Source organism: Umezawaea sp. NPDC059074, assembly GCF_042738955.1.
Lineage (GTDB): Bacteria > Actinomycetota > Actinomycetes > Mycobacteriales > Pseudonocardiaceae > Umezawaea.
Genome location: NZ_JBHYHC010000201.1, coordinates 1 through 12058, shown reverse-complemented (window position 1 = coordinate 12058; position 12058 = coordinate 1). Strand labels below are relative to the sequence as shown.

12 protein-coding genes are annotated in these 12058 nt (G+C 71.2%); 8 read left to right on the top strand and 4 right to left on the bottom strand.

Going from position 1 to position 12058, the window contains the following annotated elements; translation table 11 throughout:
- Both ACFWW9_RS43585 and ACFWW9_RS43580 read right to left on the bottom strand, forming a co-directional pair.
- On the bottom strand, positions 1-964 hold a 964-nt coding region (locus tag ACFWW9_RS43585), incomplete at its 3' end, for an FAD binding domain-containing protein (RefSeq protein ID WP_390389083.1).
- Positions 961-1503, bottom strand: coding sequence for a (2Fe-2S)-binding protein (locus ACFWW9_RS43580; protein ID WP_390389081.1), 543 nt, complete (start codon positions 1501-1503; stop codon positions 961-963). The genes ACFWW9_RS43580 and ACFWW9_RS43585, both read right to left, overlap by 4 nt.
- Before the next feature lie 150 nt (positions 1504-1653).
- On the opposite strand from ACFWW9_RS43580, the gene ACFWW9_RS43575 reads away from it, so the two are divergent.
- From ACFWW9_RS43575 to ACFWW9_RS43545, 7 genes are all read left to right on the top strand, one after another.
- Positions 1654-2226 (top strand): TetR/AcrR family transcriptional regulator, encoded by a 573-nt coding sequence (locus ACFWW9_RS43575; RefSeq protein ID WP_390389079.1) that lies wholly within the window; start codon positions 1654-1656, stop codon positions 2224-2226.
- Positions 2227-2699: 473 nt separating this feature from the next.
- Complete coding sequence (locus tag ACFWW9_RS43570) at positions 2700-3368, top strand: TetR/AcrR family transcriptional regulator (protein ID WP_390389077.1); 669 nt, start codon at positions 2700-2702, stop codon at positions 3366-3368.
- A gap of 116 nt (positions 3369-3484) precedes the next feature.
- Positions 3485-4690 carry a cytochrome P450 gene (locus ACFWW9_RS43565; RefSeq protein ID WP_390389075.1) on the top strand — a complete coding sequence of 402 codons (1206 nt, stop codon included), beginning with the start codon at positions 3485-3487 and terminating at the stop codon, positions 4688-4690.
- Positions 4684-5319, top strand: coding sequence for a TetR/AcrR family transcriptional regulator (locus tag ACFWW9_RS43560; RefSeq protein WP_390389073.1), 636 nt, complete (start codon positions 4684-4686; stop codon positions 5317-5319). Before ACFWW9_RS43565 ends, ACFWW9_RS43560 begins: the two co-directional genes overlap by 7 nt.
- A 23-nt stretch (positions 5320-5342) precedes the next feature.
- Positions 5343-5537, top strand: a complete 195-nt coding sequence (locus ACFWW9_RS43555) for a ferredoxin (protein ID WP_390389071.1) — start codon at positions 5343-5345, stop codon at positions 5535-5537.
- Positions 5534-6706 carry an NAD(P)/FAD-dependent oxidoreductase gene (locus ACFWW9_RS43550; RefSeq protein ID WP_390389069.1) on the top strand — a complete coding sequence of 391 codons (1173 nt, stop codon included), beginning with the start codon at positions 5534-5536 and terminating at the stop codon, positions 6704-6706. The genes ACFWW9_RS43555 and ACFWW9_RS43550 overlap by 4 nt, the downstream gene beginning before the upstream one ends.
- A complete protein-coding gene (locus ACFWW9_RS43545) occupies positions 6703-7908 on the top strand; it encodes a cytochrome P450 (protein ID WP_390389067.1) in 1206 nt (401 codons plus the stop codon). The genes ACFWW9_RS43550 and ACFWW9_RS43545 overlap by 4 nt, the downstream gene beginning before the upstream one ends.
- On the opposite strand, the gene ACFWW9_RS43540 is transcribed toward ACFWW9_RS43545, so the two are convergent.
- On the bottom strand, positions 7884-8756 hold the full coding sequence (locus tag ACFWW9_RS43540) for an AraC family transcriptional regulator N-terminal domain-containing protein (RefSeq protein WP_390389066.1): 873 nt from the start codon (positions 8754-8756) through the stop codon (positions 7884-7886). The two genes, ACFWW9_RS43545 and ACFWW9_RS43540, sit on opposite strands and share 25 nt — an antisense overlap.
- A 101-nt stretch (positions 8757-8857) precedes the next feature.
- Here ACFWW9_RS43540 and ACFWW9_RS43535 point away from each other — a divergent pair, with 101 nt between their 5' ends.
- Entirely contained in the window at positions 8858-9940 is a 1083-nt protein-coding gene (locus ACFWW9_RS43535) for an aldo/keto reductase (RefSeq protein WP_390389065.1), read from the top strand.
- A gap of 121 nt (positions 9941-10061) precedes the next feature.
- Here ACFWW9_RS43535 and ACFWW9_RS43530 read toward each other — a convergent pair whose 3' ends face one another.
- The gene (locus ACFWW9_RS43530; protein WP_390389064.1) at positions 10062-11681 is read right to left on the bottom strand and encodes a DUF1996 domain-containing protein; all 1620 of its coding nucleotides are present in this window, start codon (positions 11679-11681) and stop codon (positions 10062-10064) included.
- Positions 11682-12058 lie beyond the last annotated feature (377 nt).

Below are 12058 nucleotides of genomic sequence, written 5' to 3'. Positions count from 1 at the left end.
GAGACAGGGACACCACGAGGTTGCGCACCAACGGCACCTTGTACCCGTTGTGCGCCAACGGCTTCGCCGCCGCCAGCTCGGCGTCGGCGGCGTCGCCGAACGCGGCGGGCGTCGCGGGTCCGCCGAGCAGCGCCCGCTCGGCCGCGTACGCGCGCCACGGCCGGGAGGCCACCGCGCCGAACGCGATCCGCACGTCCCGGACGAGACCGTCCTCGACGGTGAGCGCCGCCGCGATCGACCCGGTGGCGAACGCGTACGACGCGCGCTCCCGGACCTTGCGGTAGCGGGACCGGGCCGCGACCGGGGCCGCGGGCACCGTGACGTGGGTGATCAGCGCGCCCGCGGGCAACGCCGTCTCGACGTGCGGGGTGTCGCCGACCGGCAGGTAGAAGTCCGCCAGCGGCAGCTCGCCGGGACCGTCGACCGTCTCGTACGCCACGACCGCGTCGAACGCCGCCAGCGCCACGCCCATGTCGGACGGGTGGGTGGCGACGCAGTGGTCGGACGCGCCGAGGATCGCGTGGTTGTGGTGCTCGCCCGCGATGGCCGGGCAGCCGCTGCCGGGCACCCGCTTGTTGCACGGGCGGCTGACGTCGGCGAAGTAGCCGCACCTGGTGCGCTGCAACAGGTTCCCGCCGACCGTGGCGATGTTGCGCAGCTGCCCGGACGCGCCCGCCAGCACGGCCTGCGACAGCGCCGGGAAGCGCTGCCGGACCTCGGGGTGGACCGCGAGGTCGCTGTTGGTGACGGTCGCGCCGATGACGAGCGAGCCGTCGGCCCGCGCGTCGACCCCGCCGAGTTCGAGCTTGCGGACGTCGACCAGCAGGTCGGGGTTCTCCACCCCGGCCTTCATCAGGTCGACGAGGTTCGTGCCGCCGCCGAGGAACCGGGCGGCGGGGTCGCCCGCGAGCAGGGAGACCGCTTCGCGGACCCCGGTCGCGCGGCTGTAGCCGAACTCCTTCACACCGTCACCTTCGTCTCTTCGCTCGCACGGGCCACCGCGCGCACGATGGCCGAGTAGGCCCCGCACCGGCACAGGTTCCCGCTCATGCGCTCGCGGATCTCCGCCGCGTCCAGCGGGGCGGGGTCCGCGTCGGGCCGCACATCGTCGGTGGCGGCGCTCGGCCAGCCCTCCGCGTGCTCCCGGATCACGGCGACGGCCGAGCAGATCTGGCCGGACGTGCAGTAACCGCACTGGTAGCCGTCCAGTTCGAGGAACGCCTCCTGCACGGGGTGCAGGCCGTCCTCACTGGCGATGCCCTCGATCGTGGTGATCTCGGCGCCCTCGGCCGCGACCGCGAGTTGCAGGCAGGACACCGCTCGCCTGCCGTCCTCCAGCACGGTGCACGCGCCGCACTGGCCCTGGTCGCAGCCCTTCTTGGTACCGGTCAAGCCGAGGTTCTCCCTCAGCGCGTCGAGGAGCGTGGTGCGGTTGTCGACGGTGAGCGCGTGCGTCTCCCCGTTGACCCGCAACGAGATGTCACTGCGCGTGGTGGGTGGCACAGTCGGTCCTCTCGAACTCGGGTGTTTCGCGTGCCTTTGTCACATCTGTCTCACTTGGAGGCCCTCGAACCCCTAAAGTGGAGGGCACTCTCACTTATCGAGGCTAAGTGATAGCAGTCTCCGCTTGCAACCTGAAAAGGAGCCGACCGCATGGGCAGGATCGAGGGCCGCCCGCTCCGCGCCGACGCGCGGCGCAACCGCGACAAGATCCTCTCCACAGCGGTCGTGATGTTCGCCCGCGACGGCCTGGACGCCACCCTCGACCGCATCGCGAAGGAAGCTGGCGTCGGCCCGGCCACGCTCTACCGCAACTTCCCGACCCGCGAAGCCCTGATCGAAGCCGCCTACCGCAGCGAGTTGCGCAAACTCTGCGAGGCCTCCGCCGAACTCCTGGACACCCTGCCGCCGGCGCAGGCGCTCCGGGCGTGGATGGGGCGGTTCATCGACTACGCGAACGCCAAGATCGGCATGGCCGACGCCCTGCGCGCCCTGATCGACTCCGGCGTGAACCCGTACGACCACACGAGGGAGATGATGCTCACCTCCGTCACGAGCCTGCTGGAAGCGGGGGGAGCGGACGGCAGCGTCCGACGGGACGTGTCGGCGTCGGACGTCGTGGCGAGCCTGACGGGGATCGCCATCGCCTCGGGAAAGCCGCCGCAGTTGGACTTGGCGGAACGGTTGCTGGACCTGCTGATGGACGGCTTGGTGGCCAGCCGGTAGGGGTTGGTGTTCCGGGCGGGTGTCCTTGGTTGGTGTCCTGGGTGGAGGGACCGTTCACACGGGCATGGGCCACGGGGTCGGCTGAACGGACCGTTCATGCGGGGCGGGATTGCCGGGTCGGCTGAATGGACCGTTGATGCCGGCTTTGGGCTCATGAAGGCGGCCGAACGGACCGTTCACGCGGGGGGTTCGGGTTGTCGGTGTGGCTTAACGGACCGTTCGTGTAGCGAACTGGGCTCCTGGGGCGTTGAGCGGGCCGTTCACGTGGGAAGTCCGAGTTGCGCGGGCGGCTGAACGGACCGTTCACCCGCATCCACCGCCCTCCTGGCAACCGTGTTTTAAATCAGTTGCTTGACTCCGAGAAGCGACACAGCTTCACTAATCGGACATCGAGTCCGATCAGGACGGTGGGTGGTCCTCGTGTGGCAGCCTGCGGGGACTGGGGAGCGGTGGCTGTCCGGAGTGGCTGTACGGTGGTGATCGTGGTGACTGACCTGGGTAGAACCCCGCGGGCGGAGCAGGTTGGGGCTACTCGTGGGCACATCCTGCGGACCGCGGAGCGGCTCTTCGCCGAGCAGGGGCTCTACGCGGTGTCGAACCGGCAGATCAGTGCCGCCGCCGGGCAGGGCAACAACGCCGCTGTCGGCTACCACTTCGGCACGAAGGCCGATCTCGTGCGGGCGATCGTGCGGCGGCACCAGGCGCGGATCGAGCCGTTGCGGATGGACGCTGTGATCGCCGCCGGGGAGTCCGACGACGTGCGCGTGTGGGTGGACTGCCTGGTGAGGCCGGTCGCCACGCACCTCGCCTCGCTCGGGGACCCGACGTGGTTCGCGCGGTTCGGGGCGCAGGTCACGACCGATCCGGCTTTTCGCGGGATCATGGCCGAGGAGGCGTTGGCCACGCCGTCGCTGCGGCAGGTCGTGGACCGGTTGGGCCGCTGCCTCGCGGACGTGCCCGCCGAGGTGCGCGCCGAGCGCGGCGACATGACCCGGCACCTCATGGTCCACTGCTTCGCCGAGCGCGAGCGGGCACTGGCCGAGAACAGCGGCACGCCGCGGTCGTCGTGGGACGAGGCCGCCACCGGGGTCGTCGACGCGGTCACCGGCCTGTGGCTCGCGCCCGTCACTCCTCGCGGCTGACCGATCACGGGCAGGTGAGCGCGCACACCTGACGCGGAATTAAGTCAGTCGCTTGACTCAATCGGCAAAACTCGCTTAGCTGGACCTCGTCCGAGATCAACACGGAGGAGGTCGCGGTGCCACGCGGTGAGGCCGATCAGGTTCTCTACTACCCCATCCCGTCCCCGGAAGCCCTGGAACCGCCCGCGGAGTGGGCGGAGCTGAGGGACCGGTGCCCGGTCGCGCACGTCCGCCTCCCCAGCGGGGACGGGGCGACGCTGCTGACGCGCTACGACGACGTGAAGCAGGTGCTGGCCGACCCGCGGTTCCGCAGGCGGCTCGACGCGCCGGACGCGGCCCGCATCGCCGCGAACGAGTCCGGCGGCGTGTTCAACGGGGCGCTGGGCAAGGCGATGCCCGACGAGACGCACCAGCAGTGGCGGCGGATGGTCGGCAAGTGGTTCACCGCCAAGCGCATGACCGCGCTCCGGCCCGGCATCGAGGCCATGGCGGACAAGCTGATCGACGACATGGTCGCGACCGGTCAGCCTGCGGACCTCAAGGCGGCACTGGGTTTCCCGCTGCCGGTGTGGGTCATCTGCGACATGCTCGGCGTGCCGGAGAGCGACCGCGACAAGTTCGCCTACTGGTCGAACACCCTCCTCAGCCTCACCCGCTACACGCAGGCCGAGATCGACGTGGCGCAGGCGGAGTTCCGCGACTACATGTCCGCGCACATCGCGGCCACGCGGGAGAACCCCGGCGACGACCTGGTGAGCGAGCTGATCGCGTCCGCCGCGGGCGCGGGCCACGTGCTGCCGGACGAGGCGCTGCTGTCCACGGCGCAGGGCCTGCTGGTCGCCGGGCACGAGACCACCGCGAACATGATCGGCAAGATGGTCGGGATGCTGCTGGCCGACCGCAGCCGGTGGGAGGCGTTGCTGGCGGACCCGTCGCTGGTGCGCACCGCCGTGGAGGAGGCGCTCCGGCTGGACGCCAACCCGGGTTTCGGCATCCCGCGCTACATCACCGAGGACGCCGAGGTGGGCGACGAGGTCATCCCGCGCGGCACGACGGTCGTGTGCAGCCTGGCCGCCGCCAACCGCGACGAGACCACGTTCGAGAACGCCGCCGAGATGGCGTTGGACCGCAGCCCGAACGCGCACCTGGCCTTCGGGTTCGGCTCGCACTCGTGCCTCGGGCAGTCGTTGGCCCGCACCGAGTTGCAGGCCGTGCTGGACGTGCTGCTGCGCCGCCTGCCAGGGCTGGAACTCGCCGGTGACCTGGAGCGCGTCGACGGTCTGGTGGTGGGCGGGCTGACCGAGGTGCCGGTGCGGTGGTGACCGGCAGCCGGGCCGCGGAGACCCGCGAGCTGATCCTGGTGGCGGCGGAACGGCTGTTCGCCGAGCACGGGGTGTTCGCGGTCTCCAACCGCCAGGTCGGCGAGGCGGCGGGGCAGGGCAACAACTTCGCCGTCGGCTACCACTTCGGCACGAAGGCCGAGCTGGTGCGCGCGATCGTGCGGCGGCACGCCGAACCGGTGGAGCGGGCCCGCGAGTGGATGCTGGTGGAGATCGGCCGCAGCGACGACGTGCGGGACTGGGTGGCGTGCCTCGTGCGGCCGCTCACCGAGTACCTGGCCGAGTTGGGGAGCCCCACCTGGTACGCGCGGTTCGGCGCGCAGGTGATGACCGACCCCAGCCTGCGGCAGATCATCATCGACGAGGCGCTGTCGACCGAACCCATGCGGCGGATCCTCGACGGGCTCAACCGGTGCCTGCCCGCCGTGCCGCTGCCGGTGCACCTCGAGCGCAGCGCCATGGCCCGCACGCTCATCACGCACACGTGCGCCGAGCGCGAGCGGGCGCTGGCCGAGGGGACACCGACGTCCAGGGCCACCTGGGAGGACACCGCCACCGGACTGGTCGACGCGATCGTCGGGATGTGGCTCGCGCCGGTCACCGGCGCGTGAACGAGGGTGAAGGGGAACAGCGGATGAAGGTCTTCGTGGACGAGGACAAGTGCTGCGGGGCGGGGTCGTGCGTGCTGGCCGCGCCGGACGTGTTCGACCAGCGCGACGAGGACGGTGTCGTGGTGCTGCTCGACGCGGAGCCGCCGGCGCACCTGCACGCGGTGGTCCGCGAGGCGGCGGGCGTGTGCCCGGCGGCGGCGATTGCGCTGGAGGCGTGACCGAGCCCGCGAGCGTGCTCGTGGTCGGCGCGTCCGCCGCCGGGCTCGCCACGGCGGAAGCGCTGCGGCGCAAGGGGTACGGCGGTGAGCTGACGCTGCTCGGCGAGGAGGTCCACCCGCCGTACGACCGGCCGCCGCTGTCGAAGCAGGTGCTCGCGGGCACGTGGGAGCCGGACCGGGCGCACCTGCGCCCGAGCGAGGCGCTGGACGCGCGGTTCGTCCTCGGCGACCCGGCCGTGGCGCTGGACGTGCCCGCGCGCTCGGTCCGCACCGCCTCCGGGCGGGAGTTGGCGGCCGACGCCGTGGTCATCGCGACCGGGGTGCGCGCCCGAACGCTGCCGGGGAGCGACGACCTCGCGGGCGTCCACGTCCTGCGCACGCTCGCCGACTCGCTGGCGCTGCGGGCCGACCTCGTCGCCGGGCGCAGGCTCGTGGTGGTCGGCGACGGCGTGCTCGGCGCGGAGGTCGCCGCCACAGCACGGGGTCTCGGCCTCGACGTCACGCTGGCTGGCCCGCAACGCACGCCCCTGGAAGCACAGCTCGGGCTGCTCGTCGGCACGGCGCTGGCCGACCTGCACGCGGACCGCGGCGTGCGCCTGCGGCTCGGAGCCGCCGTGACCGGGCTGACCGGGCGCGACGGCCGGGTCGACGGCGTGCGGCTGGACACCGGCGAGGTGCTCCCGGCGGACGTCGTCGTGGTGGCGCTCGGGGCGGTTCCCGCCACGGAGTGGTTGCACGGCAGCGGTTTGGCGCTGGACAACGGGGTGGTGTGCGACGCGCGCTGCCAGGCGGCCGAGGGCGTCCACGCCGTCGGGGACGTCGCCCGCTGGCACCACGACCTGCTGGGCGTCCCGCTGCGGCTGGAGAACCGCACGAACGCCACCGAGCAGGCCGCGCTCGTGGCGGACAACATCCTTGGCGCGCAACGGGTCTACACGCCCGTGCCGTACTTCTGGACCGACCAGTTCGACGCCAGGATCCACGTCCACGGCACGCCGACCCCCGACGCCGAGGCAACCGTCGTGGAGGGCGACCTCGCCGCCCGCCGGTTCGTCGCCGTCTACCGGCGCGACGACCGGGCCGTCGGCGTCCTCGGCTGGAACATGCCCAAGCAGGCCAGGCAGCACCGCCAACGCCTGCTCGACCCGATCTTGGAAGGACGACGATGACCAGCACCCTGGACACGGCCGGTGTTCCCGAGTTCCCGATGCCGAGGGCGCAGGGCTGCCCGTTCGACCCGCCCCCGGCGTTGCGGACGTTGCAGGAGGAGGCTCCGCTGACGCGCGTGAAGCTGTGGGACGGCAGCACGCCGTGGCTCGTCACCCGGCACGCCGACCAGCGCACCCTGTTGACCGACAAGCGGATCAGCGCGGACATGACCCACCCGACGTACCCGCGGCAGGCGCCGGGCAACGCGTCGCTGAGCTTCATCGGCATGGACGACCCCGAGCACTCCCGGCTGCGGCGGATGGTCGGCTCGGCGTTCATGGTGAAGCGCGTCGAGGCCATGCGGCCCGCCGTCCAGAAGATCGTCGACGACTCGATCGACGCCATGCTCGCCGGGCCGAACCCGACCGACCTGGTGGAGGCGTTCGCGCTGCTGGTGCCGTCGCTGGTGATCTGCGACCTGCTCGACGTCCCGTACGCCGACCACGACTTCTTCCAGTCCAACAGCAGGACGCTGATCAACCGGAACTCCACGCCCGAGGTGCGGATGGAGGCCTCGGGCGCGCTGGCCGAGTACCTCGGCCGCCTGGTGGCGAAGAAGGTCGAGAACCCCGGCGACGACCTGCTGTCCAGCCTCGGCGCGCGGGTCAAGGCGGGGGAGTTGACGCACGAGGGCGCCACGCAGATGGCCGTGCTGCTGCTCATCGCGGGCCACGAGACCACCGCCAACATGATCGCGCTCGGCACCCTCGCGCTGCTGCGCAACCCCGAGCAGATGGCGCTGCTGCGCGAGACCGACGACCCCAAGATCGTCGCGAGCGCCGTGGACGAGATGCTGCGCTACCTCAACATCACCCACGGCGGTCGCCGCCGCGTGGCGCTGGAGGACATCGAGATCGCGGGCCAGGTCATCAAGGCGGGGGAGGGCGTGGTCCTGCCCAACGACATCGCCAACCGCGACTCCGACGTCTACCCCGACCCGGACCGCATCGACCTCACCCGCGAGCCCCGCAACCACCTCGCGTTCGGGTTCGGCGTCCACCAGTGCCTCGGCCAGCCGCTCGCCCGGCTGGAGCTCCAGATCGCCTACCAGACCCTCTACCGCCGGATCCCCGACCTGCGGCTCGCGACGGACTTCGAGTCCGTCCCGTTCAAGCACGACGGGTTCGTCTACGGCGTCTACGAGCTGCCCGTCGCCTGGTGACGGCTCGGCGGGACGCCGAACGCGCGCCGGTACTCGCGGCTGAACTGCGACGGGCTGTCGTAGCCGACGGAGTACCCCACGCCCGCCACGTCGCCGGGGCTCGCCAGCAGGCGGGCCCTGGCCTCGTGCAGGCGGATGCTCTTCTGGTACTGGATCGGCGTCATCGAGGTCACCGCCCGGAAGTGGCGGTGGAACGACGACGGGCTCATCGACGCCAGTGCGGCCAGGTCCTCGACCCGCAGCACTTCGGCGTAGTGGTCGCGGATGCGGCGGATCGCGCGGGTCAGGTGGGTGAGCCTGCTGTCGGCCGACCCGATCTGCCGCACCACCGCGCCCTGCGGGCCGGTCAGCAGCCGCCACAGCACTTCCCGTTCGACGCCGTCCGCCAGCGCGGCGGCGTCGTCCGGCGCGTCCAGCAGCCCGACGAGCCGGACCACGGCGTCGAGCAGCGCGGGGGAGGCGTCGGTGACGGCGATCCCGGACGGCGTGGCGGGCACGCGGTCGTGGGGTGGCGCGGTGTCGAGCAGCAGCGCGGCGATCCGCTCCGGGCGCAAGCGCAGCACGGCGGCCAGGAACGGCTCGTCGTCGGAGGCCCGGACGATCCGGCCGACCACGGGCAGGTCGACCGTCGCGATGAACACCTGGCCCGGTCCGTAGGTGTGGGCGCGGCCGTTCACCGCCGTCTCCTTGACGCCTTGGGCGATCACGGCGACGGTCGGTTCGACCATGTCCCCCAACGGTTCCGTGGTCCTCCGCGCGAGCATCACCGAGACGTCGGGCAGGGCCGTCGGGGTCAGGCCGTCGCGCGCGTGGCGGGCCAGCACCTCCGTCAGGCGGGTCGCGTCCATCCGCCCAGTCAAGCACAGAACTGGCAACGTTGACAGGATCGTGCAAGCCGCTCGCACCATCCGCCTAGGGCCGGACGGCCTCCGCTGGTGTCATGGGAGCCATGACCTCACTCGACTCCTACGCCACCCTCGGCCGGTCCGGCCTGCGCGTCAGCCCGCTCGCGCTCGGCACCATGACCTTCGGCGAGGACAACGGCTGGGGCTCCAGCCCCGAGACCTCCGAGGCGATCCTCGCCGAGTACCTCGACGGCGGCGGCAACGTCGTCGACACCGCGAACACGTACACGAACGGCCACTCCGAGAAGATCATCGGCGACTTCTTCGCCGCCCGCCCCGGTCTGCGCGATCGTGTCGTGCTGAGCACGAAGTTCTTCGCCACCCTGCACCCCGGCGACCCCAACGGGGGAGGGGCGGGCCGCAAGGCGGTCGTGGCGCAACTGGAGGAGTCGTTGCGGCGACTGGGAACCGACTACGTCGACCTGTACTGGCTGCACGGCTGGGACCGCCGCGCACCGCTCGAGGAGACCCAGCGGGCGCTCGACGACCTGGTCGCCGCGGGCAAGGTCCGGTACGTCGGCTTCTCCAACGTGCCCGCGTGGGTGGCGGCGGAAGCCCAGACGACCGCCCGCTTCCGCGGCTGGACGCCGGTCACGGCGCTCCAGGTCGAGTACTCCTTGCTGGAGCGCACGTCCGAGGGCGAGCTGCTGCCGATGGCCGAGGCGCTGGGCATGGGCGTGCTGCCGTGGAGCCCGTTGAGCGGAGGCAGGCTGTCCGGCAAGCACGTCCGCGGCGGTGTGCCGACGGACAGCGCGCGGGCGGGTCTCACCGCCGAGCTGACCGAGGCGGACTGGCGCGTGCTGGACGTGGTGGCGCGAGTGGCGGCCGACCTGGGCGTCGGCGCGGCCGAGGTGGCGCTGGCGTGGGTGCGCGGCCGGTCCGCGGTGTCGTCGACGCTCATCGGCGCGCGGACTGTGGAGCAGTTGCGCGCCAACGTGTCCTCGCTCGGGACGACCCTCGCGCCGGAGCACGTGGCGGCGCTCGACGAGGTGTCCGCCCCCGCACTGGACTTCCCGGCGGCGATCACCGCGGGGCCTGGTCCGGTGCTCGGGTTCGGCGGTTCCACGATCGACGGCGTCACGCTGCCGACGTGGCCGCTGCTGCTCGCCAACGCCGAGAGGTACTGAAGACGCGGAGAAGGCCACCCCGCCGCCGAGGTGGCCTTCGTCCGACCGCGTATCGCTTACCTTCGTAAGTCCTACCCGGAAGAGTTCTATCCGGAAGAGTTCTACCCGGAAGCCGTGCCGACTACTCGCGGCAGTTCTTGTTCCGGTTCACGCAGTTGACCAGGCGGTTCATGATGCTCTGCGACATCACGTTCGCGAAGTCGTCGTGGTCGCTGACCGGGTTGTGGCTCTCCGTCGGGAAGGAGTCCACCTTGTACTGGCCCTTCTTCTGGATGTCCCTGGGGATGTTGTAGGTCAGGGTCACGCGGAGCTGCGGCACGGCCTTGAAGCCCTGGCCGCACTTGCCGGTCTTCGGGTCCGGGAACACGATGTGCGTGCGGTGGTTCGCGGAGTCGGTGTTCTTGCCGTCCCAGCAACTCGGGAAGTCGTGGATGCGCTTGACCTTCGCGCCCCTCGGGCAGATCGGGTACTGCTTGATCTGCACCTTGTCCTCGAAGCCGGAGCAGGTCCACGAGTCGCGGGCGTTCTTGGTGCCGTTGATGGAGATCTTCGCGTCGCCGTAGAGCACGCGGAGGAACTTCGGCATCGCGACGACCTTGCCGACCGGGCTGCCGCGGAAGGTGAGCTCGGCCTTCTCCGGGCGCTGGATCACGCCGTCGTTGCCGGGCAGCTCGTTGTTGGCGTCCTCGTCCTTGCCGCCCGCGGGAGGCGTCTGGGCGGGCGGGGTCTCGCTGTTCCCGGAGCCGTCCTTGATGGGGTCGGGGTTGTTGCCGTCCTTGACGCCGCACTGGTCGAGGCCCTTGAGGGCGTCGAGCTGCTTCTGGAGGTCGGCGATCTGGTCCTGGAGCTGCTTCAGCAGAGCGGCGATCTGGTCGATGGCGGCCTTGCGCTGGTCCTCAAGCGGGTTGAGCACCTCGGCCTTCTTGGCGGGCTCGACCACGGCCTTGTCGTTGACCTTGGGGGCGTCCTTGGTCTCCGCGGCGAGCTTCTTGTCCGCGTCGTCGGTGACCTTGTCGACCTTGTCGAGCTGCTTGTTGATCTCGGGAACGGCCGCCTCGGGAACGTCCTCGAGCTTGCTGGCGACGTCCGGGCACACGACCCGCGGGGCTTCCTGGACCTTCTTGTCCTCGGCCGCCTGGGCCTTGCGCTCCTCCACCTTGGCGGGCGGGTTCGCGGTCTGGGTGGCGCTCTCGGGCAGGGGGGCGGCGTTCTCGTTCGCCGCCACGTCCTTGTCGATCGCGGCCTTGTCGTTTACCTTCGGCGCGTTCTGGTCGACCTTCGCCTCGGCCTCCTCGTCGGCCGTGTCGATCCGGATGACGGGCCAGAAGTAGGCCGACTTGTCACCGTTGCGGCAGGTCGTGCCCGCGGCCAGAAGGCTTTCGTTGGTGGACTTCGCGTTCGTCGACAGGTTGCCGACGTAGTCGTGGAGGTGCTGCGCGCCGTTCTCGACGCCGGGCGCGGCGATGAAGTTGTCGCCGTTGAAGTGCCCGTTCTTGTTGGTGCCGCAGTTCACCGTGAAGGTGCCCGTGGTCGCCCCGCGCTGCTTCTGGACGGCCTGCACGTTCGGCTTCACCTTGGTGATGTCGACGAACAGGGACCTGTCCACCCCGTCCGCGTACGCCTCGTCGTCGCCGGTGGTCGTGACCACGACCACCGCGCCGGCGGCGATCGCGACGGCCGCGCCGAGCGTGGCGAGCTTGGTTCTGCGCGAGATTTGGTGTCGCCCACCGGTCCGGGTCATTCGATACTCGCCTCTGTCGTCGGGGTGCTTCCTCCGAGCACGGCGTTTGAGGCCGACTCAAACGGGCATACGCACGGTTGGTCAGGCGTCCCTCAATCGAGTTCACCGCGTTATCGATTCGTTACATTGGAGTTTGCTGAACGTGGATGGGCGACCACTCCGCGTTGCTGACCCGGATGCGCTCCGACCGCCGCCGGACGGGTGAAACCGGTTGTTCCCAGGGGTTTGCCGAACACCGCCGCCGACTGAAGATCGCCGAGGTCAGGGCGCACAACGGGCGAGGCGGGGGGCCCGGGCCGGGGGGCGCCGCGGGGGGGTGGGCGGGGGGGGGGGGGGCGCGGGGGCCGGGGGCGCCCCCCCGAGCGGGGGGGGGTGTT

Excerpts from the sequence above, each read along its gene's own strand:
- ACFWW9_RS43575 (WP_390389079.1), top strand. The coding sequence starts at position 1,654 with ATGGGCAGGATCGAGGGCCGCCCGCTCCGCGCCGACGCGCGGCGCAAC.
- ACFWW9_RS43555 (WP_390389071.1), top strand. The coding sequence starts at position 5,343 with ATGAAGGTCTTCGTGGACGAGGACAAGTGCTGCGGGGCGGGGTCGTGC.
- ACFWW9_RS43545 (WP_390389067.1), top strand. The coding sequence starts at position 6,703 with ATGACCAGCACCCTGGACACGGCCGGTGTTCCCGAGTTCCCGATGCCG.
- ACFWW9_RS43540 (WP_390389066.1), bottom strand. The coding sequence starts at position 8,756 with ATGGACGCGACCCGCCTGACGGAGGTGCTGGCCCGCCACGCGCGCGAC.
- ACFWW9_RS43535 (WP_390389065.1), top strand. The coding sequence starts at position 8,858 with ATGACCTCACTCGACTCCTACGCCACCCTCGGCCGGTCCGGCCTGCGC.
- ACFWW9_RS43530 (WP_390389064.1), bottom strand. The coding sequence starts at position 11,681 with ATGACCCGGACCGGTGGGCGACACCAAATCTCGCGCAGAACCAAGCTC.